The organism is Streptomyces sp. GQ60 (assembly GCF_059758875.1).
Genome location: NZ_JCAXEG010000005.1, coordinates 188,791 through 214,773 on the forward strand (window position 1 = coordinate 188,791; position 25,983 = coordinate 214,773).

The following is a 25,983-nucleotide window of genomic DNA, read 5'->3' on the forward strand; positions in this document are numbered from 1 at the left end:
CCACCGGGGCGGCTTCTCACGACACGTCGCATCGGGTGCCCTTCGGGGAAGACGACTCGCCCAAGGAGGACCAGTGCGGTGATCTATTCACACAATTAGCCAGGAAGGGGGCGTCCTGTTTGATCGTTTATGGCTAATGGGTGATCAATTCAGTCCGTCGGTCGTATGTACCCCGGATCGGTCAGCCGTGCGCGGCGTGCAGTTCGTCCGTGAGGTGGTGGTGGCTGTGCCGCCACCCCGCACCGGCCCTGCGGGCCCCGTGGAGGTGCGGATGCCCGGGGGCCAGCCCGGTGTGCTCGTGCTCGTGCTCGTGTGCGTGGCCCCGGCCCGCGTCGGCCCCGGCCGGCCACAGGCGCGCGGCGAGGACCGCGGCGGCGACGGCGATCGCACCGAGGACCGCCGTCGCCCACCCGAGACCGGCCTTCGCGCCGATCCAGCCCGCGAGCGGGTAGGTCAGCAGCCAGGCGGCGTGCGACAGGGAGAACCGGGCGGCGAACACCGCGGTGCGGTCCCCTTCCGGCGCGGCCCGCCGGAGCACCCGGCCCGCGGGCGTGAGCACCATCGAACAGGCCGCCCCGAACCCCGCCCACGTGCCCAGCAGCGCGGGCCAGCGCCAACCGCCGCCGTGGGCCGAGGTGATGACACCCAGGGCACCGAATGCGACCGGGAGCAGGAGGACGCCGGCCAGCATCACCCGCCGGTCCGGGCGGTTCTCCAGGATCCGCGGCAGCGCCAGGGCCACGGCCATCGACCCGGCTCCGTACGCGCCGAGGGCGAGGGCGACCGACTCCACGGACAGCCCCAGGAAGTCCCGTACGTACAGCACGGAGTTGACCGTCACCACGGCTCCCGCGGCCGCGACCGCGAGGTCCATCGCCAGCAGGGAGCGCAGCTGCGGGGTGCCGAGGAACAAGCGCGTCCCCGCGGTGGCCTTGGCGTACGCGCCCTGCCCGGGCGCGCCGAGGGCCCGGGCCCGCCGGGGCAGGGCGGCGGACACCACGAGCGCGGACGAGGCGAGGAAGCCGGCCGCCGTGCCGAGGAACAGCCGGTCGTAGGTGATCACCGACAGCAGTGCGGCCGCGAGCGCGGGGCTGAAGAGGCTCTCCAGGTCGTAGGCGAGCCGGGACATGGACAGGGCCCGCGTGTAGTCGCGCTCGTCCGGCAGGACCTCGGGGATCAGGGCCTGGAAGGTGGGAGTGAACGCGGCCGAGGCGGTTTGCAGCAGGAAGATCAGGACGTAGACCTGCCACACCTCGCTCACGAAGGGCAGGAAGAGGGCGACCCCGGCCCGGACCAGATCGGAGCCGGTCAGGAGGGCCCGGCGCGGCAACCGGTCGGCCACCGCCGCGATCGCCGGGGCGACGAGGACGTACGCCGCCATCTTGATCGCGAGCGCCGTGCCGAGCACCGAACCCGCGTCCGCCCCCGCGAGGTCGTAGGCGAGCAGGCCGAGGGCCACGGTGGCCAGGCCCGTGCCGGACAGGGCGATGACCTGGGCGCCGAACAGGCGCCGGTAGGTGCGGTCGCGCAGCACGCTCTGCATGCGGTTCCTCTCCGGGCCGGACCGGGCCCCGGGGTGTGGGACGGGACTCCAATGTATCCATAGATGCGCACCTGCGCACATGTCCAGTGTATTTCGGCTCCGCCCTCCCTGCGGGCCGGCCGGGGCGACCTACCCTGTGGGGTATGCCTGCTCGCGAACCTCAGCCACCTGCACCCGATGCGCACCTACGGGATCCCGACCGGGCGCGTCTCGCCGAGGCGACCGAGGTCTTCGCGATGCTCTCGGACGTCACCCGGCTGCACCTCCTGTGGCTGCTCGCCCAGGAGGAGTCGGACGTGGGCTCGCTCGCCGAGCGCTGCGAGGCGTCGAGGACCGCAGTGAGCCAGCATCTGGCGAAGCTGAGGCTGGCGGGCCTCGTCGACACCCGCCGAGAGGGCCGGCGCATCCACTACAGCCTGCGCGACGGACATCTGCGCCGGCTCGTCCTGGAAGCCCTCAGCCACGCCGACCACCGCGTCAGCGGTACGGCCCCGCACCGCTGACCGCCGCGGCGGCGCGCGCCCCACTCCGGCCGGGTCAGGTGCGGGAGGAGTCGCGGACCGTGCACGTGGCGCTGTCCGCGGGGCGCCAGTGGGTGCGGCCGCCGACCAGGTGGAGTTCTAGAGCCGCGTCCCGCATGCCGCCCAGGTTCAGTGCTTCGCGCAGGGCGGTGGGGGCGGGCTGCGGCGGGAGTCCCAGTACGCCCACCACGACGACTCCGCTGCGGGCCTCGACCGAGGCGATCTGCCAGTTGCCCGGGGCGGCCCACCGCTCCGCCACCGGCCGCGCGTTCGCCGCGAGCGCGCGGTCGCGGGCGACGGAGAGGATGCCCGCGGTGAGCGGTACGGCGACCAGCAGCACGATCGCCGAGACCGCGGCCAGGGTCCGGCCGCGGAAAGCGCCCACCGCGAGGCCCGCCTCGCCGGCGCCGGCCCGGACCCCGTAGGCGAGGAAGACCACCGTGCCGGTGGCGACGATGGCCGCGACGTTGGTGGCGAACAGCAGCGCGGACTGGCTCGCGTCGTGGAAGCGGTGCGTGGTGATCAGGAGTCCGGTGACGGCCGGGGGCGGCACCAGGGAGATGGAGATGGCCACCCCCGGGAGGGTGTCGGAGATGTCGGAGCGCACCAGGGCGAAGGCGCCGACCGTCCCGGTGGCCAGGGCGGCGACCAGGTCGATCAGCCGGGGGCCTGATCCGCGAGGAGACCTGGCTGTTCGTGGCGAAGGCGTCGGGCGGCGAGATGAGCCACCCCACCAGCATGCCGATCGCCACCACCGTCAGCGCCCGCCGAGTACGCCGTCGAGTCTCCGGCCCGCTCCGCGAACTCGGCCGACCCGCTGGTTCCTTGAGTTCCGTCGATGTGCCCACGCGCCTTGGATAGTTGCACTATCCTCATCGCGTGGATCAGCTGCTCGTCGAAGACCCGACCCGTATCGGCCCGTACCGTCTGATCGCCCGGTTGGGTGCAGGCGGCATGGGTCTGGTCTACCTCGGCCGCTCCGAGGGCGGGCGCACCGTCGCGGTGAAGGTGGTGCAGGCCGAGTACGCCGGGAACCCGGAGTTCCGCAGGCGCTTCGCCCGGGAGGTGGCCGCCGCGCGGCGGGTGGGCGGGAGTTGGACCGCGGCCGTCCTCGACGCCGACCCCGAGGCCGCCGTGCCCTGGGTGGCGACCCAGTACATCCCGGGGCCCGACCTGCACGCCGTGGTCGCCAAGGACTTCGGGCCGCTGCCCGAGCACTCCGTGCACACCCTCGCCAACCGGCTCGCCCTCGCCCTGCAGGCCGTGCACGGGGCGGGCCTGATCCACCGCGACCTCAAGCCCTCCAACGTCCTGGTCACCGTCGACGGTCCGCGCGTCATCGACTTCGGCATCGCCCGGGCGATGGACAGCCTCGCCGGGGACAGCCTGCTCACCCATACCGGCATGCTGATCGGATCGGCCGGCTTCATGTCGCCGGAGCAGGTCCGCGGCCTCGAACTCACGCCCGCCAGCGATGTCTTCTGCCTCGGGGCCGTCCTCGTCTACGCCGCCACCGGACGGCTCCTCTTCGGCGCCGCGGACACCGGCCTCAACGCCCACCTCTTCCGGGTGGCCGAGGAGGAGGCGGACCTGACCGGCGTACCGGAGGGGCTCGTCGAGCTCGTACGCGCCTGCCTGCACAAGGACCCGGCCCTGCGGCCCACCCCCGGGCAGGTCGCCGAACGCACGGCGGCCGACCGGGCCGGGGAGTGGCTGCCGGGCACGGTGCTCGCCCAACTCGGCCGCCACGCCGCCGAGCTGCTGGACTTCGCCCCCACCACGCCCGCCGAGCCCCCCGCCGCACAGGCCGACCCCCGTGTCCCGCCCGCGCGGCCCGAGCCCTGGATCCCGGTCCCCCCGCCGCCGGAGTACGCCCCGACGGCCCCGACGGACTTCGGCCTCGCGCGGGGGTTCGGACCGCCCCCGGTTGCCACCGGCGACGGCTGGGCCGCGACGCCGTCCACGGCCTCCGGCAAGTCCGCCTCCCCGTACGCCACACGCCGGCGGGGTCTGGCGGTCGCGGCCCTCGCGCAGCTGATGGTGGTGTTCCAGGCGGCGCTCTTCGCCGCGGCGTTGCCGGAGCTCCACGCGGACCTGCGCCTCAGCGGACCCGGTCCGTTCTTCCTCGCCTACGCGGTCGCCTTCGGCGCGGTGCTCCTGCTCGGCGGGCACCTCGTGGACCTCGTGGGGCGGCGGACGGCGATGCTCGTCGGCCTGGTCGGATTCGCGGCGGCCTCCGCGCTCGGCGGCGCGGCCGGCGGTTCCGGCGGGGTGCTCGTCGCGGCCCGCGTCCTGCAGGGCGTCTTCGGCGCGCTGGTGACACCGGCCGGGCTCGCCCTGGTGGCCGCCGGCTTCCCCGACCCCAAGGAGCGCGGCAGGGCCTTCGGGATCTATGCCGTGCTCGTGGGCGGCGGTGCCGCGCTCGTGCTGTTCCCGAGCGGATGGCTCGTCACGGGCCTGGCCTGGGAGGTGGCGCTGTTCGCCGCCGTCCCCGTCGGAGTGATCGCGCTGATCTGCGCACTCGGTCTGCCGCACGACCGCCCGGCCCCCGGCGGAGCCCGCCTCGACGTGCCCGGAGCGCTGCTCGGCACCGGCGCGGTCGCCGCCCTCGTCTACGGCTTCGGCGCGAGCGAGACGCACGGCTGGGGCGCCCCCCTGGCGCTGATCCCGGTCGCGGCCGGTGCCGTCCTGCTCGTGGTCTTCCTGTGGTGGCAGGCCAGGTCTCCGCACCCGCTCCAGCCGCCGTACGTCCTCAAGGACCGCAACCGCGCCGGCAGCCTGCTCGCCCTGCTCCTGGCCGCAGCCGGGCTCCTCGCCCTGTTCCTGTCCGTGAGCTACTACCTGCAATACGTGGTCGGCTACCCCCCGAGCACGGTCGGGCTGCTGCTGCTCCCCATGTTCGCGGCGGTCGCCCTCGGGGCCACCCAGATCTCCGGCCGGCTGCTCCACCGCGCCGCGCCCAGCGTCCTGATCGCGGCCGGGCTGGTGCTGGTGGCCGCCGGACTCCTGCTGCTGGCGGGCCTGGAGGTCCACGGCGCCTACGAGGCCCAGGTGCTGCCCGGCACGATCCTCGCCGGCCTGGGCACCGGCCTGGCCTTCGCCCCGATCCTGGCCACCGCGACCACGGGCATCGCCCCGCGGCACATGGGGGCCGCCTCGGCGGCCGTCATGACGGCCCACCAACTGGGCGAGGCGCTCGGCGGCGCGGTGATCGCCGCCGTCTTCGCCGGCCTCCCGCAGATCGGGTCGGAAGGCCAGATGGACGAGTACCTGGTGGGCGGCTACACCGCCACCCTCTGGTGGGCGTTCGGCGGCGTGCTGCTCGCGGCCCTGATCGCGGGCCTGACGGTCAACGCCAGGCCCGCACGGAGCGAAGCCGGGCAGGCTGCCGGGACTCCCGTGTGACGCGCCGCCCGCAGGCGCTCAGTGCCTGCCGTGCACGAGGGCGAACACCGCGCCCTCCGGGTCCGTGACCACGGCCAGCCGCCCGCTCAGGCCCTCGCGCGGCGGCTGGACGATCCGGCCGCCGAGCCGCAGGACCAGTGCGGCGGCCGCGTCGGTGTCCTCCACCTCGAAGTACGTCATCCAGTGCGGCCCCCGGTCGTGGGGCAGGGAGCGGCCGACGCCGTGGACGGCGGCCACCGGCCGGCCCCGCAGGGACAGCGTGAGGTAGTCGAAGTCCTCGCAGGCGTCGGGGTGGGCCAGGGCCTCGTGGCCGAAGACGTGCTCGTAGAACTTCCCGACCGTCGAGGTGTCCTGCGTGACCAGCTCGTGCCACACCGGGGTGCCGGGCCCCCCGGCCAGGCGCGTGCCGAGGTGGGACGCCGCCTGCCAGAGCCCGAAGATCGCGCCCAGCGGGTCCGAGCAGATCGCCACCCGTCCCGCGATCCCGGCGTCCAGCGGGCCCACCGCGACCGTGCCGCCGCAGGAGCGGATGGATTCGGCCGTCGCGTCGGCGTCGTCCGTGGCGAGGTACGTGGTCCAGGCCACCGGGAGCTGCCGGTCCGGCGGCATCTCGCCGATGCCGGCCACCTCCCGCCCGTCGAGCATGGCCCGGACGTACGGGCCGAGCTGCTCGGGGCCGGGCTCGTACTCCCAGCCGAACAGGTCGGCGTAGAACTCCTCGGTGGTACCGAGGCCGTGCACCATCAGGCTCGCCCAGCACGGCGTGCCGGGCGTGCGCCGCGTTGCTTCCGTTGCCTCGGTCATGTCAGCCGTCTCCTCCGTCGTCACGCTCGTGACCCTTCCCGCAGCTGATGCTTCCACTCCAGGGGGTCCGGCGCGCCCCGACCGGCCGGGTTTCCCGGGAGCCGGGAGAGATGTCCGGATCAGTGCGGCCCGTCCCCGCCCGTCGATGCACTGCTTGTTACGCGGGGTGTGCGGCGGAGAGCAAAATGGCCCGCATGACTGCGAACCAGCCCCGCTCCCCGCTCGTCTCCGCCGCCGCTCTGAAGGAGGAGCTGACCGGCCCGCTGCCACCGGTGCTCCTCGACGTCCGCTGGCAGCTCGGGGGCCCGAACCTGCGGCCCGAGTACGAGGCCGGACACCTCCCGAACGCGGTCTACGTCGACCTCGACGCGGAACTCGCAGGCCCGGCGGGTTCCGGCGGCCGGCACCCGCTGCCGGACCCCGAGGAGTTCGGAGCGGTGATGCGGCGGGCCGGCGTCTCGGCGGACACGCCGGTGGTCGTGTACGACGGCGGCCAGGGCTGGGCGGCGGCGCGCGCGTGGTGGCTGTTGCGCTGGACGGGCCACCCGCGCGTGCGGGTCCTGGACGGGGGACTGGCCGCGTGGAAGGCCGGTGACGGTCCGCTGTCGGCCGAAGTGGCTTCGGTGAGCGAGGGCGATTTCAAGCCAAATCCGGGTGCCATCGGACTGCTGGACGCGGACGGGGCGGCCGCGCTGGCCCGGACGGGTGTGCTGCTGGACGCACGGGCGGGCGAGCGGTACCGGGGTGAGGTCGAACCGATCGACCCGGTCGGTGGCCACATCCCGGGTGCGGTGTCGGCTCCGACCACGGAGAACGCGGGACCCGACGGCCTGCTCCTGGATCGCGACGCCCTGCGGGCCCGCTTCGAAGGCCTGGGCGTGCACGCCGACACCGCCACCCCGGTCGGGGTCTACTGCGGCTCGGGCGTCTCGGGGGCCCACGAGGTCCTGGCGCTCGCGGCGGCGGGCATCCCGGCGGCGCTGTACGCGGGCAGCTGGTCGGAATGGTCCGCCGACCCGGCACGCGAGGTGGCGGTCGGCGAGCTGCCGGGCTAGGTGCTCGGGCCCGGCCCCCGATGGCGGCTTCCGCCATCGGGGCCCGGACCCGGTCCGCGCTACTCCTGCTTCTTGCGGCGGGTGCCGAAGACGATCTCGTCCCAGCTCGGCACCGCCGCGCGGCGGCCGGGGCGCACCCCGTCGGCCTCCGCCTGCCGGTCGGTCGTGCCCGTCAGCCGGTCCCGGTGGCCCGCCACGGTGCGCGGCATCAGCACGTCCGCGTAGGCGGAACCGGCGCCGGCCGACGCCGAGGCGGCGGGCGGCTCCTCCACCTCCGGCTCCGTCACCGGCTCCGGAACCACCAGGTCGCCGCGGAAGCTCGGGACCGCCTCCAGCAGGGCCGTCAGCGTGTCCCGCTCCTCCTCGGCCTCCGGCTCCGGCGGGGGAGCGGGCGCGGTGGGCCTTTCCATCTGGCGGTCGAGCGCCCGGTCCAGCGGCCGGTCCCGGGGCAGCCGCGCGATCCTCGGCACGAAGGGGAAGCTCGGCTCCGGGGTCGCCGGCAGGTCGTCCGACTCGCCGATGAGCGAGCGGGCCTCGTCGTCCACGGCCACGACCAGCCGGCGCGGCGGGTCGTACGTCCAGCTCGCCGAGTGCGGTTCGCCCGCGACCCGGTAGACCAGCAGGACCTCCCAGGTGCCGTCGTCGCGGCGCCAGGAGTCCCACTGGACGGATTCCTTCTCGGCCCCGCGCAGCGAGAGCCTCTCCTGCACGGCCTCGCCGAGCTGGGGCCCGGTGTTCTCGCCGGGCCGGCGCACGGGGGTCTTGCGGGCCCGCTCGGCCATGAACGCGCGCTCGGCGAGGACGGGGCCCTCGAAGCGGCGTACCCGGTCGACGGGGATGCCGGCGAGCTGAGCGACCTCCTCCGCGGAGGCACCGGCCCGTATGCGGGCCTGGATGTCGCGGGGGCGGAGGTGGCTCTCCACCTCGATCTCGATCTGGTTCAGGCGCGCACGGTCGTTGCGCACGGCAGCCCGGAGACGCTCGTCGATCGGAAGCGTGTACTCCGTGCTGTCCGCAGCCTTGAGCACCAGTCGTGTGCCGTCATTTGAGACGGCCACGACACGCAGTTCGGGCATGGGGACCTCCCGGGTGGTGCCTGCCGACGTCACGTGCGTCGCTGCTTCCGCTAGTCGAGTGTGGCCTGCCCGGGTGCAGCCTGCCACTACCTTGCCGAGTTAAACCGGCGTGTCGGGCATGCGCCCTTGATCGCTGTTATGGCACGGTTACCTGTTGGGCACGCACAGTGACCGAACGATTACTGTGCGCAGCAGGATCCCGTGCAATACCGCGGCATCACCGGTCTCGAGTGCCGTTTTTCCATCAGCCGGCCCCCTCTCCCGAGTCCGGACATCCGTAAGGAAGGACGGCCCCAGGGCTCGCCACAGTACTCCATTCGGGCCACCTGGGTGGACCGCCGCGCCGCCGAACTTGTCCCGGACGGCGGGAGTTGGGCTGCCCCGGATCGGGTCCACATCCGGCCGGACCTGCCCGTGCGCCCGTTTTCGGGTGTCTTGCTTCACAGAACTCCGGAAACGGAACTATCCGTTTCGCTGATGTGTCAGTAACGGGAGAAGGCGTTGGAGCGCGAGGGGCAGGACACGCAGGGGATGGCGATGGGTCAGAAGACGGTGCTGGACGTCGAGCCGGAGCGGGAGAAGGAGAAGAAGCTCGATCTGAGTGCGGCTCAGGTCGCGGGTTCCTCCCTCGCCACGGTCGCGGCGGCCCTGCTCGCCTCGCAGCTGGGCGTCTACGGGACCATCCTCGGCGCCGGCGTGGTGAGCGTGGTGGCCACGGCGGGCGGGCCCGTCATCCAGCACTTCTTCCGCCGCACCGGTGACCAGCTGCGCGAGACGGCCCGGCCGAAGGCCCGTCAGGTACCGGTGGACGGACCCGGGTCCGCCCCCGCGGTACGGCCGCCGGACGGCACGATGCTGTTGGGCGCCGTGCCGGCGGGCGGGCCGCCGCCCGACGAGGAGTTCGGCGAGGCGACGGTCCACGGCAGCCGGATGCGGGGCTGGAAGCGGACGGCCGTGGCCTCCGGTGCGGCGTTCGTCATAGCGCTCGGCGGCCTGGGGGCCTACGAGGCGGTGGCCGGGACCTCGGTGAGCGCGGACGGCAAGACGCTCCTCACCGGCGGCGTCGGCACGGCCCGCGACCACGAGCCGGACCCGCGGAAGGCCCCCTCGGGCACCGGCACCGGCGAGAAGGGCGGGAAGACCCCGGACACCGGGAACTCCCCGAGCCCCTCGCCTTCGAAGGGCGACCCGAGCCCGAAGCCCGACCCGGACCCCTCGCCGACGCCGACCCCCACGCCGAGCCCGACTCCGCCGAAGCCCACCCCGACGCCGACGCCCACCCCGACCCCCACGCCGGGCACCGGCAAGCCGGCCCCGAGCGCCGGCACGGGAAGCGGTTCGGGCGCGGACGCCGGCACCGGCGGGGAGACGCGGACCCCCTGAGGGCTCAGGCCCCCAGAACGCGCCGCAGGTAGTCGTTGCCGAAGACCCGGTCCGGGTCCAGCCGGTCCCGGAGCGCGGTGAACTCCCCGAAGCGCGGGTACACCCCGGCGAAGTACTCCGCGTCGCGCGTGTGCACCTTGCCCCAGTGCGGCCGCCCGCCGTACTCGGTGAAGATCCGCTCGGCGGCCGTGAAGTAGGCCTGGTACGGGGTGCCCTTGTACATGTGCACCGCGATGTACGCCGTCTCGCGGCCCGAGGCCGTCGACAGGGTGATGTCGTCCGCCGGAGCCGTCCGCACCTCCACCGGGAAGCTGATCCGCAGGCCGGAGCGGTCCACCATGGCCTTCAGCTCCCGCAGCGCCTCGACGACGCGCTCGCGCGGAAGGGCGTACTCCATCTCCACGAAGCGCACCCGGCGCGGACTGGTGAACACCCTGTACGGGATGTCCGTGTAGGTGCGCGCCGACAGGGCGCGGCTCGCGATCCGGGCGATGGAGGGGATGGCCGCCGGGACGGCGCGGCCGAGGGAGTTGACGGCCTGGAAGAGCCCGTTGGACAGCAGTTCGTCCTCGACCCAGGCGGAGACCGCTCCGGGCGGGGCGGCCGGGCCCTGGCTGCGGTTGTTGCGCTTGGTGTTGCAGTTGCCCGTGTGCGGGAACCAGTAGAACTCGAAGTGCTCGTTCTCCGCGTGGTGCTGGTCGAACTCGGCCGTCACCCGGTCGAACGCCATCGGCTCCTCACGGGCGGTCAGGAAGAAGAGCGGCTCCACGGCGAAGGTGAGCGAGGTGACCACGCCGAGCGCCCCGATGCCCAGCCGGGCCGCGGCGAAGACGTCCGGATGCTCCTTCTCGGAGCACGTGAGCAGCCGCCCGTCCGCCGTGACCAGTTCCAGGCCGCGGATCTGGGCGGCGATGGAGGCGGAGTCGCGGCCGGTTCCGTGGGTCCCGGTGCTGGTGGCGCCCGAGACCGTCTGCTCCATGATGTCGCCCATGTTGGCGAGCGACAGGCCCTCCTTGGCGAGGGCCAGGTTGAGGTCCTTGAGGACCGTGCCCGCCGCCACGGTGACGGTGCCGGCCTTCCGGTCGATCGCCCGGATTCCGGCCAGCGCCTGTGGGCGGATCAGTACGCCGTCGGTCGCGGCGGCCGCGGTGAAGGAGTGGCCGGTGCCGACCGCCTTCACCTTCAGCCCGTCCGAGGCGGCCCGGCGGACCGCCTCCCGGAGCTCCCCGACCGATGCCGGGGTGACCACGCGCGCGGGCGTGGCGCTGACGTTGCCCGCCCAGTTATGCCACGCGGCGGTCCGTGTCCCGCTGCTGCCTGCTGTCCCCGTCGTCGCCATCGTTGGAAGGCTCCTCCCCTTGCGCCGACCTCGTCAGCCGGCGGTAACCCGCGAACGCAACCGCCGCCGCGGCGGTCCCCGCCGAGATGGAGACGACGTACCCGGTCTTCGCGCCGGCGGCGTCGATGACCCAGCCGGCCGCGGAGGAGCCGAGCGCTACCCCGACCGCGAGGCCGGTGCTGATCCAGGTCATGCCCTCGGTCAGCTTCGCGCGTGGTACGTGCGCCTCGATCAGGGCCATCGTGGTGATCATCGTGGGAGCGATGGCGAGGCCCGAGACGAAGAGCGCCACGGCCAGAAACGGAAGGTTCCCGGCCAGTAGGAGGGGGATCATACTCACGGCCATCGCACAGATGCCCAGCACCCACCTGCGTTCCGGCTTGCCCTTGAGGTGCAGCAGGCCGAAGACGATGCCGGCGAGGCAGGAGCCGACCGCCCAGATGGCGAGGATGAAGCTGGCGGCGGCCTTGTGTCCCTGCTCGTCGGCGAAGGCCAGCGTGACCACGTCGATGGAGCCGAAGATGGCGCCGGTGGCCACGAAGGTGGCCATCAGCACCTGGAGTCCGGGGGAGCGCAGCGCCGAGGTCCGGTCGGCGTCCTCGCCGCGCGGGTGGGGGGCCGGCTCGGTGGCGCGCTGGGCGGTCAGCCACCACACGCCCACCAGCAGGCAGACCCCGGCGACCAGCGGGCCCGCCTCGGGAAACCAGGTGGTGGAGAGCCCGATGGCGAGGATCGGCCCGAAGATGAAGCAGACCTCGTCCAGGACGGACTCCAGGGAGTACGCCGTGTGCAGTTCGCGCGGCGAGTCCCGGTAGATGGCCGTCCACCGGGCGCGGATCATCGAGCCCACGCTGGGGACGCAGCCGGCGAGCGCCGCGAAGACGAACAGGGTCCAGTCGGGCGTGTTGTTGGCCGCGCACAGCAGCAGCCCGGAGATGGCCAGCAGCGCGAGCAGGGTCGCCGGACGCAGGACGCGGCGCTGGCCGTACTGGTCGACCAGGCGGGAGACCTGCGGGCCGAGCGCGGCGGCGGAGAGCGCGAGGGTGGCGGTGAGGGCGCCGGCCAGCGAGTAGCGGCCGGTGAGCTCGGAGATCATCGTCAGGATGCCGATGCCCACCATGGAGAGCGGCAGCCGGCCTATGAGGCCGGCCGCGCTGAAGCCCCGGCTCCCGGGGGCGGCGAAGATCGCGCGGTAGGGACTGGGCAAGGTGCCCTCCGTAAGGGACGTCATTGGCCCATACAGGTTACGGCCGCGCACGTGCCGCCCGCCTGGGGAAGCCGCGGGGCCCGGCGCGGGACGGCGGACGGGGCGGAAGGCGGGCGGAAGCCGGGGCGTAAGCCGGGGGCGCCCGACCCGCGGCGGAGCGGTCCCGGGGCCGGGGCTGTTTTCCGCGGAGCGGCGGCGGGTGGCAGGATTCGAGGCATGTCTGACCAGCTCCGCGCCTCCGCCGCCGGCTCGGCCGAAGGCCCCGCCGCCCCCTACGACGCCCTCCTGCTGCTGTCCTTCGGCGGCCCCGAGGGCCCCGACGACGTGGTGCCGTTCCTGGAGAACGTCACCCGGGGCCGCGGCATCCCGCGCGAGCGGCTCAAGGAGGTCGGGCAGCACTACTTCGGCTTCGGCGGGGTCAGCCCGATCAACGGCCAGAACCGCGAACTGCTGGACGCCCTGCGCAAGGACTTCGCCGGGCACGGGCTGGACCTGCCGGTCTACTGGGGCAACCGCAACTGGGCCCCGTACCTGAACGACGTGATGCGCGAGATGGCCGCCGACGGGCGCCGCCGCATCGCGGTGCTCGCTACCAGCGCGTACGCCTCGTACTCGGGCTGCCGGCAGTACCGCGAGAACCTCGCCGACGCGCTCGCCCTGCTCGTCGAAGAGGGCGTGGCCGGGGCGGACCTGCCGAAGGTCGACAAATTGCGGCACTACTTCAACCACCCCGGCTTCGTACAGTCCATGATCGACGGGGTGCTCGCCTCGCTGGCGTCCCTGCCCGCGGAGGTCCGCGCCGGGGCGCACCTGGCCTTCACCACGCACTCCATCCCGACCGCGGCCGCGGACGCCTCCGGCCCGGTGGAGGACCACACCGCGAACGGCGAGGGCGGGGCCTACGTCAAGCAGCACCTGGACGTCGCGAAGCTGATCGCCGACGCGGTCCGCGCCGAGACCGGCACCGAGCTGCCCTGGGAGCTCGTTTACCAGTCGCGCAGCGGTGCCCCGCACGTCCCGTGGCTGGAGCCGGACATCTGCGACCACCTGGAGGCCCTGCACGCGGCGGGAGCCCCGGCGGTGGTCATGGTGCCGATCGGCTTCGTCTCGGACCACATGGAGGTGCTGTACGACCTCGACACGGAGGCGACGGCGAAGGCCGCCGAGCTGGGGCTGCCCATCGCCCGCTCGGCCACGGTCGGCGCCGACCCCCGGTTCGCGGCGGCAGTACGGGACCTCGTGCTGGAGCGGGCGGCGGCGGAACGCGGGGAGGCCGTGGAGCGTTGTGCGCTCGGGCAGCTCGGGCCCAGCCACGACCTGTGCGCGGTGGGCTGCTGCCCGGCGCGCGGGCCCCGGCCGGCGGCCGCGGGCGTGGACAGCCCGTACGCGTAGGCCGCTCCGTGTGCGCAGTCAGTCAGCCAGTCAGTCCGTACGAGCCGAGGAACTGGAGCCGGGCGTGATCTCCGAAGAGCTGAAGACCGAACTGCTGGACGTGGCCCTGGAGGCGGCCGGCCGGGCGGGCGCGCTGCTGAGGGACGGGCGGCCGGCCGATCTGGCGGTGGCCTCGACCAAGTCGAGCCCGATCGACGTGGTGACCGAGATGGACATCGCGGCCGAGAAGCTGATCACCGGCATCCTCGGGGAGCGGCGGCCCGAGGACGGGCTGCTGGGCGAGGAGGGCTCGGAATCGGCCGGCACCAGCGGCGTGCGGTGGGTCATCGACCCGCTGGACGGCACGGTGAACTACCTCTACGGGCTGCCGACCTGGGGCGTTTCCATCGCGGCCGAGTACCGCGGCGAGACGGTGGCCGGCGTCGTGGCGGCGCCGATGCGCGGGGAGACGTACCACGCGGTCCTGGGACGCGGGGCCTGGCTGGGCGGGGTACGGCTCGCCTGCCGGCCGGCGGCTCCGCTGGACCAGGCGCTGATCGGCACCGGTTTCGCGTACGTCCAGAGCAGGCGGGCGCACCAGGCCGACGTCGCGCAGCGGATCATCCCGCTGGTGCGGGACGTCCGGCGCGGCGGTTCGGCGGCGATCGACCTGTGCGACGTGGCCGCCGGACGGCTGGACGGGTACTGGGAGCGCGGGCTGAACCCCTGGGACCTGGCGGCGGGCGAGCTGATCGCGCGGGAGGCCGGCGCGGTGACGGGCGGCCGGGCCGGGGAGCCCGCCTCGGGCGAGCTCGCGCTGGCCGCGACCCCCGCGGTCTTCGCCACGCTGCGGCCGCTGCTGGAGGAAGCCGGGGCCTGGCACGACTGAGCCGGCGCCCCCGGGGCGCGCCCCGGCGGGCGTGAAGGAACCCCGGCGGCCGGGTGGCGGCCTCCGGGGTCCGGGGGAGTGTGGGTAGCGGCGGCTGGAATCAGCAGGCGGAGACGGTGACCGGAACGCCGTGATCGGCGGCGATGCGCTGGAGGTCTTCCAGCTCCGCCTGTTCCACTTCCACGAGGAAGTCGTCGCCCGTCTCGCGAGCCAGCCTGAGGTCCGACTGCGTGCTCCTGATGCGCTGCAGGAGACCCGCGGTGAATGCGTCCATGGTGGGTTCGCCCCCTCTTCGTGGGTCGGCGGCGGCACGTGGCAGTGCGCCGTCAGGGAGGTGTTCGGGGTGTGAAGTCGTCCTCCCCGCCGCCTCGGCCCCAGAAACCTCGTAAGGCGAGGGAATCCTCACTTCCGTCTGTGGAGTCACCCCCGAGCAGCGTCTTACAGCCGGTTTACCGGCGAAAGGGGCAGGATGGAGGCCACATGACACGCCTGCCCTGACGGGCTCTGAGGAAGGAAACGACGTGCGCGTACTCGTCGTCGAGGACGAGCAGCTGCTCGCCGATGCGGTGGCCACCGGACTGCGCCGGGAGGCCATGGCCGTGGACGTCGTGTACGACGGCGCCGCGGCACTGGAGCGCGTCGGAGTGAACGACTACGACGTGGTCGTGCTCGACCGGGACCTCCCGCTCGTCCACGGCGACGACGTCTGCCGGAAGATCGTCGAGCTCGGCATGCCCACCCGCGTGCTCATGCTGACGGCCTCCGGCGACGTGAGCGACCGGGTCGAGGGCCTGGAGATCGGGGCGGACGACTATCTGCCCAAGCCCTTCGCGTTCGCCGAACTGACCGCGCGGGTACGGGCCCTGGGCCGCCGCACCACGGTCGCGCTGCCCCCGGTGCTGGAGCGCGCCGGGATCAAGCTGGACCCGAACCGGCGCGAGGTGTTCCGCGAGGGCAAGGAGGTGCAGCTGGCACCGAAGGAGTTCGCGGTGCTTGAGGTCCTCATGCGCAGCGAGGGCACGGTCGTGTCCGCCGAGCAGCTCCTGGAGAAGGCGTGGGACGAGAACACGGATCCCTTCACCAACGTGGTGCGCGTGACGGTGATGACGCTGCGCCGCAAGCTGGGGGAGCCGCCGGTCATCGTGACCGTCCCCGGTTCCGGCTACCGGATCTGACGCGGGTGGCAGCGACCCCGGCGCCACCGGCGGCGCCTCCGAAACCGACCTGGGACCCCGGCCAGCCCGAGGGTCCTTTCCCTTGGCTGCGGCCGACCATCCGCATACGTCTCACGCTGCTGTACGGCGGGATGTTCCTGATCGCGGGCATCCTGCTGCTGTCGATCATCTACCTGCTGGCGGCTCAGGCGCTGCGCGAGGGCAACGCCCAGCCGTTCAAGATCGTGGGCGGCACCGACATCCAGGTGACCAGCAACTGCCCCGGAGTGGGCGTTCCGCGCCAGTCGAACGAGCAGTTCAACGTCGCGATCGCCCAGTGCGTCCTGGAGCAGCGCCGGCACGCGCTGGACGATCTGCTGAGCCGGTCGCTGATGGCCCTGATGGGGCTCAGCATCATCGCCTTCGCCTTCGGCTACGCCATGGCCGGCCGGGTGCTCTCGCCGCTGGGCAAGATCACCCGCACCGCCCGCCGGGTGGTCGGCTCCGACCTGACCCGGCGGATCGAGCTGGACGGGCCGGACGACGAGCTCAAGGAGCTCGCCGACACGTTCGACGAGATGCTCGACCGGCTGGAGCGGGCCTTCACGGCCCAGCAGCGGTTCGTGGCCAACGCCTCGCACGAGCTGAGGACCCCGCTGGCCATCAACCGGACGCTGCTGGAGGTGCACCTCTCCGATCCCGGGGCGCCGGTGGAGCTCCAGCAGCTCGGCAAGACCCTGCTCGCCACCAACGAACGCAGCGAGCAGCTGGTCGAGGGCCTGCTGCTGCTGGCCCGCAGCGACAACCAGATCATCGAGCGCAAGCCCGTGGACCTGGCGGAGGTGGCCTCGCGCGCCCTCGACCAGGTGCGCGGGGAGGCGAAGGCCAAGGGCGTGGAGATCCGCGGGGAGCGCGCGCTGGCCGTCGTCCAGGGCAACGGTGTGCTGCTGGAGCGGATCGCGCTCAACCTGGTGCAGAACGCCGTCCGCTACAACGTGCCCGAGGGCGGCTGGGTGGAGGTCACCACCGAGGCCGTGCACGGGCAGGCGGTCCTGCTGGTATCGAACACGGGTCCCGTGGTTCCCGCGTACGAGGTGGACAACCTCTTCGAGCCCTTCAGACGGCTGCGTACGGAGCGCACGGGCAGCGACAAGGGTGTCGGGCTCGGCCTCTCGATCGCGCGCTCCGTGGCGCGCGCACACGGCGGAAAGATCCAGGCGGTACCGCGCGAGGGCGGTGGCCTCGTGATGCGTGTCACTCTGCCCTTGTGAGCGAGACCACCCGGTGTTCGCTGCTGGCTGAATGCTTGGGTCATGAAGGCAGTGACTTCTGTGCGATCGATCACAGTGCCGAGTGTCCGGCCCTATGCGCTCAGTGACCTTGGGGCGGCCGGAAAGCCCGGGAAGTCCGGGTTTCCTGCCCCCCTAGCGGCGGGAAATACATGGGGTGGCGTTTGTGCAAGACGGCCCCCGGACCGTGTACGGTCCCGGTCGTCATCCCAGCCAATCGCTCTTACGAATGTGCGGCTGGGTGTCGATTGAGTAACAGACCTTGATGTGAGGCAAAATCTCCGCCTCAGGTCGGGCACAAGTCCGGCCTCTCGCGCGTTACGTGCGCTGAGACACCCGCTAAATCCCAGAGGGGGAGAGCGAACTATGGCAACGGACTACGACACCCCGCGCAAGACCGACGACGACGTAGACAACGACAGCATCGAAGAGCTGAAGGCTCGTCGCAACGAGAAGTCGTCCTCGAACGTCGACCTGGACGAAATCGACAACGCGGAGGGCCTCGACCTGCCCGGCGCAGACCTCTCCAACGAGGAACTGGCCGTTCGGGTCCTGCCCAAGCAGGCCGACGAGTTCACCTGCACGAGCTGCTTCCTGGTGCACCACCGCAGCCAGCTTGCGCGCGAGAAGAACGGTCAGCCGATCTGCCGCGAATGCGACTGAGAGGCGTCGGCCGTGACTGGCTCGACACCATTTCGGAAGCGGCGCTTCCGAAAAGCTGGTGATCCGGCGGAGACGCGCGAGGGAACCGAGGGCCTGGTAACAGGCCCTGGAGCCCACGGCGTACCCGCCGTGCTCCCCGACATCGCCGAGGCGGTGCCGTCGGCCTCCGAGGCCGGCGAGGGGCCCCGGAAGCACTCCGGGGTCCGTCGGCTGCAAGCCGTCAAGAACGGTGTGCGCAAGGGCGGCGAAAGTGCCAGGGCCGCCGCCCTTTACCTCACCGACCGAGTCATCGAGAACGCACCACGCGTTCCGGTTCGGGACCTCGCGACCCTGCGCGCGCAGTTCCCGGGCCTCGGGCCCGATCAGCTGGCCGACAAGCTGATCTCGGGCGCCGCCAACGCCACCTCCACGGTCGGCGCCGGGATCGGCGCGGCCGCCATGCTGCCGGTGCCCCCCGCCATGCCGGCCGAGCTGGCCGCCGAGATCACCGGGGTCGCCGCGATCGAGCTGAAGCTCATCGCCGAACTCCACGAGGTCTACGGCCTGCGACCGCCCGGCAGCCTCAAGCAGCGCAGCGTCGCCTACCTCACGTCGTGGACGGAGGAGCGCGGGGTCGACCTGACGAAGCCGACCACGCTGAACGCGGCGCTCGGCGGTCAGATGAAGCGCGAACTGCGCCAGCAGATCACGAAGCGGATGTTCCGCAACCTGCCCAACCTGATGCCCTTCATGGTCGGAGCCGCCGTCGGAGCGGTCATGAACCGCCGGGACACCCGCAAACTCGCCGAGAAGGTACGTACGGACCTGCGGGCCCGCGCCGTGCCCTGGAACGCGCTCCCGCAGCTCCCGCCCCTTGAGCGGCCCACCGAGGCCCTTCCCGAGGCGGCCAGGGCCGCGGTCGAGGGCCGGATGTTCGACCCGCGGGCCATCGACCCGAGCACCGTCGATCCGGCCGCCCTCGACCCGAAGGCCGGCGATCCGGGAGCCGCCGACCCCCGGGACTGAGCCCGGCCGGGGTCAGTCCCGGCCCTGCGCCGCGCGGATGGCCGCCACCAGGGCCTGCGGCTCGCGGGTGGAGAGGTAGACGTACGGGGTCGGGTCGGCCGGGTCCGTGACCTCGACGCGCACCGCCGTCGGCACGTAGCTGCGCATCAGCATGAAGGCGCGGGTGTCGGCCTTGTACGTGCGCCAGGCGCGGGCCTCCTCCGGGTCCAGCACCTCGGGGTCGCCGAGCGCCGTCACCGGGATCCGGGCCCCGCCGGCGGCCAGCGCGCCGCCCACCACGCGCACCCGCTGGGAACCGTACGAGCTCACCACCAGCCCCGCCAGCGCGGTGCCCCCGATCAGCCCCGCCAGCAGGGGCAGCGTGCCCAGCGGGAGCAGCATCAGCGCGCAGGCCAGGCCGGTGAGGGCGGCGATGGCCCACCAGGAACGGGGGGCCGTCAGACGTTCGTCGTGGTGCGCGGGGGAGAGCTGCATGGGGCCAAGCCTGCCACGAGGCGACCGGCGGGTAGCCGCGCGGGTAAGGTCTGCGGCTGTGAGTGGACGAAACACAGCGCTGACGCCCCCCGCCGATGCCGCGCCGCCGGTGCGGCACCCCGATGCCCCGGCCCCCGGCGAACTCCTCGGCGCGCACTACGAGCACTGCTTCGGCTGCGGCGACGGCCAGCCGCACGGGCTCCACCTGGAGGCCCGCGCGGGCGAGGGCGTGCGCGTCACCGCGGAGTTCACCGTCAAGGCGGCCCACCAGGGCGCGCCCGGTCTCGCGCACGGCGGCGTCCTCGCCACCGCGCTCGACGAGACCCTGGGCTCCCTGAACTGGCTGCTGCGCGTCATCGCCGTCACCGGCCGGCTGGAGACCGACTTCGTCCGGCCCGTGCCCGTGGACACCGTGCTGTACCTGGAGGCCGAGGTCACCGCCGTCGCCGGCCGGAAGATCTACTCCAGCGCGGTCGGCCGAATAGGCGGACCGCAGGGGCTGGTCGCGCTGCGCGCCGACGCCCTCTTCATCGAGGTGAAGGTCGACCACTTCATCGACAACGGACGGCCCGAGGAGATCCGGGCGGCGATGGCCGACCCGGACCAGGTCAGGCGCGCACGCGCCTTCGAGGTGAACCCCTGATGTCTGAGAACAACACCGGCGTGGACGTGGCCATCCGGCGCGTCGACCCGGAGGTGCCGATTCCGGCCTACGGGCACCCCGGCGACGCCGGCTGCGATCTGGTCACCACCGTGGCCGCGGAGCTGGAGCCGGGGGAGCGGGCGGTCCTGCCCACCGGGATCTCCATCGCGCTGCCCGAGGGGTACGCGGCGTTCGTTCACCCGCGCTCGGGCCTGGCCGCCCGCTGCGGGCTCGCACTCGTGAATGCCCCCGGGACGGTGGATGCCGGGTACCGTGGGGAGATCAAGGTGATCGTGGTCAATCTCGACCCGCGCGAGAGCGTCAGGTTCGAGCGTTTCGACCGCATTGCCCAGCTGGTTGTCCAGCGAGTCGAGCAGGTGCGCTTCCGCGAGGTGGCGCAGCTTCCCGACTCGGCGCGGGCCGAGGGGGGTTTCGGCTCCACCGGTGGTCATGCGGCCGTGGCCGGATCCGGCGCTGGTCAGCAGGGTGGGAATGGCTACGCTTCGGTCGTATCCGACCGGGAAGGACAGTGACGTGTTCGGACGTCGCAAGAAGAACGACTCCGCCAAGGACGGCGGCGCGGCCGAGCAGGTCGTCGACGGCGTAGGTGCCGATGAGCAGGACGGCACGGAGGAGACCGACGCGGTCCAACCGCGCAGGGTGAACCTGCCGCCGGCCCCGCGGCCCGACGGCCCGTGGGACATCTCGGAGGTCCCCGGCAACCCCGAGGACGGCCGGGTCGACCTCGGCGGCATCCTCGTACCGGGTGTCGAGGGCATGGAGCTGCGCGTCGAGGTCGCCGGAGACGCGATCGTCGCCGCGACCGTGGTGCTCGGCGACAGCGCCGTGCAGCTGCAGGCCTTCGCCGCACCCCGCAAGGAAGGCATCTGGGGCGAGGTCCGCGAGGAGATCGCCGAGGGCATCACCAAGCAGGGCGGCATCATCGACGAGGTCGAGGGTCCGCTGGGCTGGGAGCTGCGCGCGCAGGTCCCCGTACCGCTCCCGGACGGGCAGACCGGCGCCCAGCTGGTCCGCTTCGTCGGGGTGGACGGTCCGCGCTGGTTCCTGCGCGGTGTCATTTCCGGCCAGGGCGCGGTGCGTCCCGAATCGGCCGGGGTGCTGGAGCGCATCTTCCTGGACACCGTCGTGGTCCGCGGCGAGGGCCCGATGGCCCCGCGCGACCCGATCGTCCTGAAGCTGCCGAACGACGCGCAGATGGTGCCGGACGGCGTGCAGACCGACGACGCCGGGGACCAGGAAGGCTCCCGCTTCGGCGGGGGCATGGGCCAGCTCGAGCGCGGCCCGGAGATCACCGAGGTCCGCTGACCCCGGTCCGATCCCGTACGGCCGTGGGCCGCGCTCCTCCGGGGTGCGGCCCACGGCCGTAGGCCCCGTCGTACCCGGCCGCGGTCCCGGCGGTGTCCCCGTCCGCCCGCCCGGGGGGGTGTCAGGGAACCGTCAGGGATCCGCCCGCGGCCGGTCATCGGCGCGTGAACGGGGCGGACGTCCCTGAGAATGGGCGCATGGGACGCGGCAAGCTCAGGATCTATCTCGGCTCGGCCCCCGGAGTGGGCAAGACGTACGCCATGCTCTCGGAGGGCCACCGCCGGGTCGAGCGCGGCACCGACTGCGCCGTGGGCTTCGTCGAGCACCACGGGCGCCCGCGCACCGAGGTCATGCTGCACGGTCTGGAGCAGGTGGAGCGCAAGGAGCTCGTGTACCGGGGCGCCGCCTTCACCGAGATGGACGTGGACTCGCTGCTGGCCCGCAAGCCCGCCATAGCCCTCGTGGACGAACTGGCGCACACCAACGTGCCGGGCTCGCGCAACGCCAAGCGCTGGCAGGACGTGGAGGAGCTGCTGCGGGCCGGGATCGACGTGATCTCCACGGTCAACATCCAGCACCTGGAGTCCCTGGGCGACGTGGTGGAGTCGATCACCGGGGTGCGGCAGCGGGAGACCGTCCCCGACGAGGTGGTGCGCCGCGCCGACCAGATCGAGCTGGTCGACATGTCCCCGCAGGCCCTGCGCCGCCGGATGGCGCACGGCAACATCTACAAGTCCGACAAGGTCGACGCGGCCCTGTCCAACTACTTCCGGCCCGGGAACCTGACCGCGCTGCGCGAGCTCGCGCTGCTCTGGGTCGCCGACCGGGCCGACGAGTACCTCCAGCAGTACCGGGGCGAGCACAACATCCGCTCCACCTGGCAGGCGCGCGAGCGGATCGTCGTGGGCCTCACCGGGGGGCCCGAGGGGCGCACCCTCATCCGGCGCGCCTCCAGGGTGGCGGCCAAGGGCTCGGGCAGCGAGATCCTGGCCGTCTACATCGCCCGCAGCGACGGGCTGACCGCGGCCTCGCCCAAGGAGCTGGCGGTCCAGCGGACGCTGGTCGAGGACCTCGGCGGAACGTTTCACCATGTGATCGGCGACAACGTGCCCGAGGCGCTCCTCGAATTCGCCAGAGGGGTCAACGCCACCCAGATCGTGCTCGGCTCCAGCCGCCACCGGTCCTGGCGGTACGTGTTCGGCCCCGGAGTCGGCGCCACCGTGGCCCGTGACTCGGGGCCCGACCTCGACGTGCACATCGTCACGCACGAGGAGGTCGCCAAGGGCCGCGGCCTCCTGCCCGCGGCCCGCTCGGCGGCCCGGCTCGGCCGGACCCGGCTGGTGGCCGGCTGGGTGGTCGGGGTGGCCCTGCCGCTGGGGCTCGCGACGCTGCTGACGCACATCGACGGCGACCCCGGCCTCGCCAACGAGATGCTGCTGTTCCTGGCCCTGACCGTGGCCGCGGCCCTGCTCGGCGGCCTCTGGCCGGCGCTGGCCTCCGCCGCCGTCGGCTCCCTGCTGCTCAACTACTACTTCGCCCCGCCCATCCACCGCTTCACCATCTCGGACCCCAAGAACATCGTCGCCATCGCGGTCTTCTTCGGCGTCGCAGGCTCGGTGGCCTCCGTCGTCGACGCCGCCGCCCGCCGCACCCACCAGGCGGCCCGGCTGCGCGCCGAGTCCGAGATCCTGTCCTTCCTCGCCGGCAGCGTGCTGCGCGGCGAGACCACCCTGGACGCGCTGCTGGAGCGGGTGCGCGAGACCTTCGCCATGGAGTCGGTGGCGCTGCTGGAGCGCGAGAGCGACGTCGAGCCCTGGCGGCCGGCGGGCAGCGTCGGCCCGAACCCGGTCGCCCGCCCCGAGGACGCCGACGTGGACATGCCGATCGGCGACCACATGGCGCTGGCCCTGTCCGGGCGGGTGCTGCCCGCCGCGGACCGCCGCGTCCTCGGCGCCTTCGCCGCCCAGGCCGCCGTCGTACTCGACCGGCAGCGGCTGGTCGGAGAGGCGGAGGAGGCCCGCCGGATGGCGGAGGGCAACCGGATCCGGACCGCGCTGCTGGCCGCCGTCAGCCATGACCTGCGTACGCCGCTGGCCTCCATCAAGGCCTCCGTGAGCTCCCTGCGCTCCGACGACGTGGACTGGTCCGACGAGGACCGGGCCGAGCTCCTGGAGGGCATCGAGGACGGCGCCGACCGGCTCGACCACCTCGTGGGCAACCTGCTCGACATGTCGCGGCTCCAGACCGGCACCGTCACCCCGCTGATCCGCGAGATCGACCTCGACGAGGTGGTCCCGATGGCGCTGGGCGGCGTACCCGAGGGCAGCGTGCTGCTGGACGTCCCGGAGACCCTGCCCATGGTGGCGGTGGATCCGGGGCTGCTGGAGCGGAGCGTGGCCAACGTGGTGGAGAACGCGGTGAAGTACAGCCCGTCCGGGGAGCAGGTGCTGGTGGCGGCCAGCTTCCTCGGCGACCGGGTCGAGGTGCGGGTCGTGGACCGCGGGCCGGGCGTGCCCGACGACGCCAAGGACCGGATCTTCGCCCCCTTCCAGCGGTACGGGGACGCGCCCCGCGGCGCCGGGGTCGGGCTCGGGCTGGCCGTCGCGCGCGGCTTCGCCGAGGCCATGGACGGCACGCTGGAGGCCGAGGACACCCCCGGAGGCGGGCTCACCATGGTGCTCACGCTGCGGGCGGTGACCGGCGGGCGGCCGCAGATCCACGTGAGCGTGGACGGCGAGGGGCGCAGCGCGCCCGGCGCGGCCGAGACGCCGGAGCCGGGCCTGGCCGAGGGGCACCCGGTGGATTTTGATCTCGATTCGATACGACAGAAGGCAGGACCTCGATGACCCGGGTGCTCGTGGTGGACGACGAACCTCAGATCGTCCGAGCCCTCGTGATCAACTTGAAGGCGCGCAAGTACGAGGTCGACGCGGCCGCCGACGGGGCGAGCGCCCTGGAACTGGCGGCCGCCCGCCACCCCGACGTGGTCGTCCTGGACCTCGGCCTGCCCGATATGGACGGGGTCGAGGTGATCAAGGGGCTGCGCGGCTGGACCCGGGTCCCGATCCTGGTCCTCTCCGCCCGGCACAGCTCCGACGAGAAGGTCGAGGCCCTGGACGCGGGAGCCGACGACTACGTCACCAAGCCCTTCGGCATGGACGAGCTGCTCGCCAGGCTGCGCGCCGCCGTCCGGCGGGCGGAGCCGGGCGCCGGGGCCGGCGAGGACGAGGTGATCGTCGAGACGGAGACCTTCACGGTGGACCTCGCGGCGAAGAAGGCGGTGCGAGCCGGCCGCGACGTACGCCTCACGCCCACCGAGTGGCACCTGCTGGAGGTGCTGGTCCGCAACGGCGGCAAACTGGTCAGCCAGAAGCAGCTGCTCCAGGAGGTCTGGGGGCCCTCGTACGGGACCGAGACCAACTACCTGCGGGTCTACATGGCCCAGCTGCGGCGCAAGCTGGAGGCCGACCCCTCGCACCCGAGGCACTTCATCACGGAACCGGGCATGGGATACCGCTTCGAGAGGTAGTGGGGGCGCCGGTACGCTTCCTGTATGAGTGCTGAACCGCGTTCCGAGAAGCCCGCGAAGCCGGCGAAGCCCGCCAGGCCGGCGGGCCGGTTCCGCCGGATGATAGAGCGGCTGTCCACCTCGCAGGAGGAGCTGCATTCGGCGGAGCTGCAGGAGGACGCAGAAGCCGCGGGGTGCACGCGGATCTGTGACTGCCACGACCGCCAGATAGTGAAGGTGACCGGGACCCTGCGGACCGTCACCCTGCGGCCGCGCGCGGGTGTCCCCGCACTGGAGGCCGAGCTGTTCGACGGCTCGGCCGCGCTGGACGTCGTCTGGCTCGGACGTCGCTCGATCGTGGGAATCGAACCCGGCCGTCGGATGATCGCCTCCGGGCGGATCTCGATGAGCCACGGCCGTCGGGTGCTTTTCAACCCGAAGTACGAACTCCGACCGCTCGGACAGGAGCACTGACGGTGACGTCACTCGACAAATCGACCCCGCAGACCACTGCGGACACGGAACCGTCGGCGGACCAGAAGGCCGTCACACAGGCGGCACTCTTCGATGCCTTCGGCGGCATCCGGGGCACCGTGGAGACGATGCTCCCCGGCCTGCTCTTCGTCATGATCTACACGATCAACAAGGACGTGAAGCTGTCCGCCATCGCCGCGGGCGCGGTCGCGGTCCTGCTGGTGATCGTGCGGCTGCTGCGCAAGGACACGGTCAAGCACGCCTTCAGCGGGGTGTTCGGCGTGGGCGTGGGCGTGGCCTTCGCCCTGTTCACGGGCAGCGCGAAGGGGTTCTACCTGCCCGGCATGATCTACGGCGCCGGCCTGGGCGTGGCCTTCACGCTCTCCGCGCTGGTGGGCTTCCCGCTGCTGGGGGTCATGCTGGGGCCGGTCTTCAAGGAGAACCTGTCCTGGCGCACGCGCAACCCGGGGCGCAAGAAGGCGTACGTCAAGGCCAGCCTGGCCTGGGGCCTGATCTTCCTCGCGAAGTACGCGATCCTCTTCCCGCTGTACTGGTGGGGCGACGCGACGCAGCTCGGCTGGGTGCTGATCGCGCTGAAGCTGCCGCCGATGGTGCTGGCGGTGTACTTCACGTGGCTCTTCCTGGCGCAGGCGCCGCCGCCGATCAACGTGATCGCGGAGTGGGAGGCGGAGGAGGCCGCGGAGAAGGCCGCGAAGGCGGCCGCGAAGGCCGCGCGGGGTCCGGGGGTCTGAGCGGTACGCCGCTGCGTGCGCTCACTTTGCTGCGCGGGGTGGGAGCGGGCCGCCGCCCCGGGCCCCGCGCACAAACGCCGGCGGGGCTGGAGTCGGCTCGGC

25 protein-coding genes are annotated in these 25,983 nt (G+C 72.9%); 17 read left to right on the forward strand and 8 right to left on the reverse strand.

What is annotated here, in order from left to right; genetic code table 11:
• Window positions 1-181: 181 nt before the first annotated feature.
• Window positions 182-1,543: an MFS transporter gene (locus AC6CKD_RS14985; protein ID WP_498327757.1), complete on the reverse strand. Its 1,362-nt coding sequence runs from the start codon at window positions 1,541-1,543 to the stop codon at window positions 182-184.
• Between the two features lie 143 nt (window positions 1,544-1,686).
• Here AC6CKD_RS14985 and AC6CKD_RS14990 point away from each other — a divergent pair, with 143 nt between their 5' ends.
• A complete protein-coding gene (locus tag AC6CKD_RS14990) occupies window positions 1,687-2,046 on the forward strand; it encodes an ArsR/SmtB family transcription factor (RefSeq protein ID WP_498327759.1) in 360 nt (119 codons plus the stop codon).
• A gap of 34 nt (window positions 2,047-2,080) precedes the next feature.
• On the opposite strand, the gene AC6CKD_RS14995 is transcribed toward AC6CKD_RS14990, so the two are convergent.
• The gene (locus AC6CKD_RS14995) at window positions 2,081-2,725 is read right to left on the reverse strand and encodes a DUF389 domain-containing protein (protein ID WP_498328119.1); all 645 of its coding nucleotides are present in this window, start codon (window positions 2,723-2,725) and stop codon (window positions 2,081-2,083) included.
• Window positions 2,726-2,943: 218 nt separating this feature from the next.
• Between AC6CKD_RS14995 and AC6CKD_RS15000 the strand changes: the two genes are divergently transcribed.
• Complete coding sequence (locus tag AC6CKD_RS15000) at window positions 2,944-5,469, forward strand: MDR family MFS transporter (protein WP_498327760.1); 2,526 nt, start codon at window positions 2,944-2,946, stop codon at window positions 5,467-5,469.
• Window positions 5,470-5,487: 18 nt separating this feature from the next.
• Here the strand turns inward: AC6CKD_RS15000 and AC6CKD_RS15005 are convergent, their stop codons facing one another.
• Window positions 5,488-6,273 (reverse strand): VOC family protein, encoded by a 786-nt coding sequence (locus tag AC6CKD_RS15005; protein WP_498327761.1) that lies wholly within the window; start codon window positions 6,271-6,273, stop codon window positions 5,488-5,490.
• 194 nt (window positions 6,274-6,467) lie between these two features.
• Here AC6CKD_RS15005 and AC6CKD_RS15010 point away from each other — a divergent pair, with 194 nt between their 5' ends.
• Entirely contained in the window at window positions 6,468-7,328 is an 861-nt protein-coding gene (locus AC6CKD_RS15010) for a sulfurtransferase (protein ID WP_498327763.1), read from the forward strand.
• Between the two features lie 59 nt (window positions 7,329-7,387).
• On the opposite strand, the gene sepH is transcribed toward AC6CKD_RS15010, so the two are convergent.
• The gene (gene sepH, locus AC6CKD_RS15015) at window positions 7,388-8,404 is read right to left on the reverse strand and encodes a septation protein SepH (RefSeq protein WP_498327764.1); all 1,017 of its coding nucleotides are present in this window, start codon (window positions 8,402-8,404) and stop codon (window positions 7,388-7,390) included.
• 537 nt (window positions 8,405-8,941) lie between these two features.
• Here sepH and AC6CKD_RS15020 point away from each other — a divergent pair.
• The gene (locus tag AC6CKD_RS15020) at window positions 8,942-9,787 is read left to right on the forward strand and encodes a hypothetical protein (protein ID WP_498327765.1); all 846 of its coding nucleotides are present in this window, start codon (window positions 8,942-8,944) and stop codon (window positions 9,785-9,787) included.
• A gap of 4 nt (window positions 9,788-9,791) precedes the next feature.
• Here the strand turns inward: AC6CKD_RS15020 and AC6CKD_RS15025 are convergent, their stop codons facing one another.
• Window positions 9,792-11,126, reverse strand: a complete 1,335-nt coding sequence (locus AC6CKD_RS15025; RefSeq protein WP_498327766.1) for a D-arabinono-1,4-lactone oxidase — start codon at window positions 11,124-11,126, stop codon at window positions 9,792-9,794.
• Window positions 11,071-12,333, reverse strand: coding sequence for an MFS transporter (locus AC6CKD_RS15030; protein ID WP_498327767.1), 1,263 nt, complete (start codon window positions 12,331-12,333; stop codon window positions 11,071-11,073). The genes AC6CKD_RS15025 and AC6CKD_RS15030 overlap by 56 nt, the downstream gene beginning before the upstream one ends.
• Window positions 12,334-12,549: 216 nt before the next feature.
• On the opposite strand from AC6CKD_RS15030, the gene AC6CKD_RS15035 reads away from it, so the two are divergent.
• Together AC6CKD_RS15035 and AC6CKD_RS15040 are read left to right on the forward strand one after the other, a co-directional pair.
• A complete protein-coding gene (locus tag AC6CKD_RS15035) occupies window positions 12,550-13,725 on the forward strand; it encodes a ferrochelatase (protein ID WP_498327768.1) in 1,176 nt (391 codons plus the stop codon).
• 52 nt (window positions 13,726-13,777) lie between these two features.
• Complete coding sequence (locus AC6CKD_RS15040; RefSeq protein ID WP_498328120.1) at window positions 13,778-14,593, forward strand: inositol monophosphatase family protein; 816 nt, start codon at window positions 13,778-13,780, stop codon at window positions 14,591-14,593.
• 100 nt (window positions 14,594-14,693) lie between these two features.
• Here the strand turns inward: AC6CKD_RS15040 and AC6CKD_RS15045 are convergent, their stop codons facing one another.
• Window positions 14,694-14,867, reverse strand: coding sequence for a hypothetical protein (locus tag AC6CKD_RS15045; RefSeq protein ID WP_498327769.1), 174 nt, complete (start codon window positions 14,865-14,867; stop codon window positions 14,694-14,696).
• A 247-nt stretch (window positions 14,868-15,114) separates the two neighbouring features.
• Between AC6CKD_RS15045 and AC6CKD_RS15050 the strand changes: the two genes are divergently transcribed.
• From AC6CKD_RS15050 to AC6CKD_RS15065, 4 genes are all read left to right on the forward strand, one after another.
• Entirely contained in the window at window positions 15,115-15,768 is a 654-nt protein-coding gene (locus AC6CKD_RS15050; RefSeq protein ID WP_403710620.1) for a response regulator transcription factor, read from the forward strand.
• A gap of 5 nt (window positions 15,769-15,773) precedes the next feature.
• Window positions 15,774-17,018 (forward strand): sensor histidine kinase, encoded by a 1,245-nt coding sequence (locus AC6CKD_RS15055; RefSeq protein ID WP_498327772.1) that lies wholly within the window; start codon window positions 15,774-15,776, stop codon window positions 17,016-17,018.
• A gap of 384 nt (window positions 17,019-17,402) precedes the next feature.
• A complete protein-coding gene (locus AC6CKD_RS15060) occupies window positions 17,403-17,699 on the forward strand; it encodes a DUF4193 domain-containing protein (protein ID WP_112451146.1) in 297 nt (98 codons plus the stop codon).
• Window positions 17,700-17,711: 12 nt separating this feature from the next.
• Window positions 17,712-18,704 (forward strand): hypothetical protein, encoded by a 993-nt coding sequence (locus AC6CKD_RS15065; protein ID WP_498327773.1) that lies wholly within the window; start codon window positions 17,712-17,714, stop codon window positions 18,702-18,704.
• Between the two features lie 12 nt (window positions 18,705-18,716).
• Here the strand turns inward: AC6CKD_RS15065 and AC6CKD_RS15070 are convergent, their stop codons facing one another.
• The gene (locus tag AC6CKD_RS15070) at window positions 18,717-19,178 is read right to left on the reverse strand and encodes a DUF3093 domain-containing protein (RefSeq protein WP_498327774.1); all 462 of its coding nucleotides are present in this window, start codon (window positions 19,176-19,178) and stop codon (window positions 18,717-18,719) included.
• A gap of 58 nt (window positions 19,179-19,236) precedes the next feature.
• Between AC6CKD_RS15070 and AC6CKD_RS15075 the strand changes: the two genes are divergently transcribed.
• The 7 genes from AC6CKD_RS15075 to AC6CKD_RS15105 all read left to right on the forward strand — a co-directional run bounded on the left by AC6CKD_RS15075 (window position 19,237) and on the right by AC6CKD_RS15105 (window position 25,881).
• Complete coding sequence (locus AC6CKD_RS15075; RefSeq protein WP_498327775.1) at window positions 19,237-19,821, forward strand: PaaI family thioesterase; 585 nt, start codon at window positions 19,237-19,239, stop codon at window positions 19,819-19,821.
• Window positions 19,821-20,354 carry a dUTP diphosphatase gene (dut, locus tag AC6CKD_RS15080; RefSeq protein ID WP_266903881.1) on the forward strand — a complete coding sequence of 178 codons (534 nt, stop codon included), beginning with the start codon at window positions 19,821-19,823 and terminating at the stop codon, window positions 20,352-20,354. The genes AC6CKD_RS15075 and dut overlap by 1 nt, the downstream gene beginning before the upstream one ends.
• Before the next feature lies 1 nt (window position 20,355).
• A complete protein-coding gene (locus AC6CKD_RS15085) occupies window positions 20,356-21,147 on the forward strand; it encodes a DUF3710 domain-containing protein (RefSeq protein WP_478684862.1) in 792 nt (263 codons plus the stop codon).
• Window positions 21,148-21,344: 197 nt separating this feature from the next.
• On the forward strand, window positions 21,345-23,993 hold the full coding sequence (locus AC6CKD_RS15090) for a DUF4118 domain-containing protein (protein ID WP_498327776.1): 2,649 nt from the start codon (window positions 21,345-21,347) through the stop codon (window positions 23,991-23,993).
• Window positions 23,990-24,676 (forward strand): response regulator, encoded by a 687-nt coding sequence (locus AC6CKD_RS15095; RefSeq protein WP_498327777.1) that lies wholly within the window; start codon window positions 23,990-23,992, stop codon window positions 24,674-24,676. The genes AC6CKD_RS15090 and AC6CKD_RS15095 overlap by 4 nt, the downstream gene beginning before the upstream one ends.
• Before the next feature lie 24 nt (window positions 24,677-24,700).
• The gene (locus AC6CKD_RS15100; RefSeq protein ID WP_403710606.1) at window positions 24,701-25,129 is read left to right on the forward strand and encodes an OB-fold nucleic acid binding domain-containing protein; all 429 of its coding nucleotides are present in this window, start codon (window positions 24,701-24,703) and stop codon (window positions 25,127-25,129) included.
• 2 nt (window positions 25,130-25,131) lie between these two features.
• Complete coding sequence (locus AC6CKD_RS15105) at window positions 25,132-25,881, forward strand: DUF3159 domain-containing protein (RefSeq protein WP_498327779.1); 750 nt, start codon at window positions 25,132-25,134, stop codon at window positions 25,879-25,881.
• Window positions 25,882-25,983 lie beyond the last annotated feature (102 nt).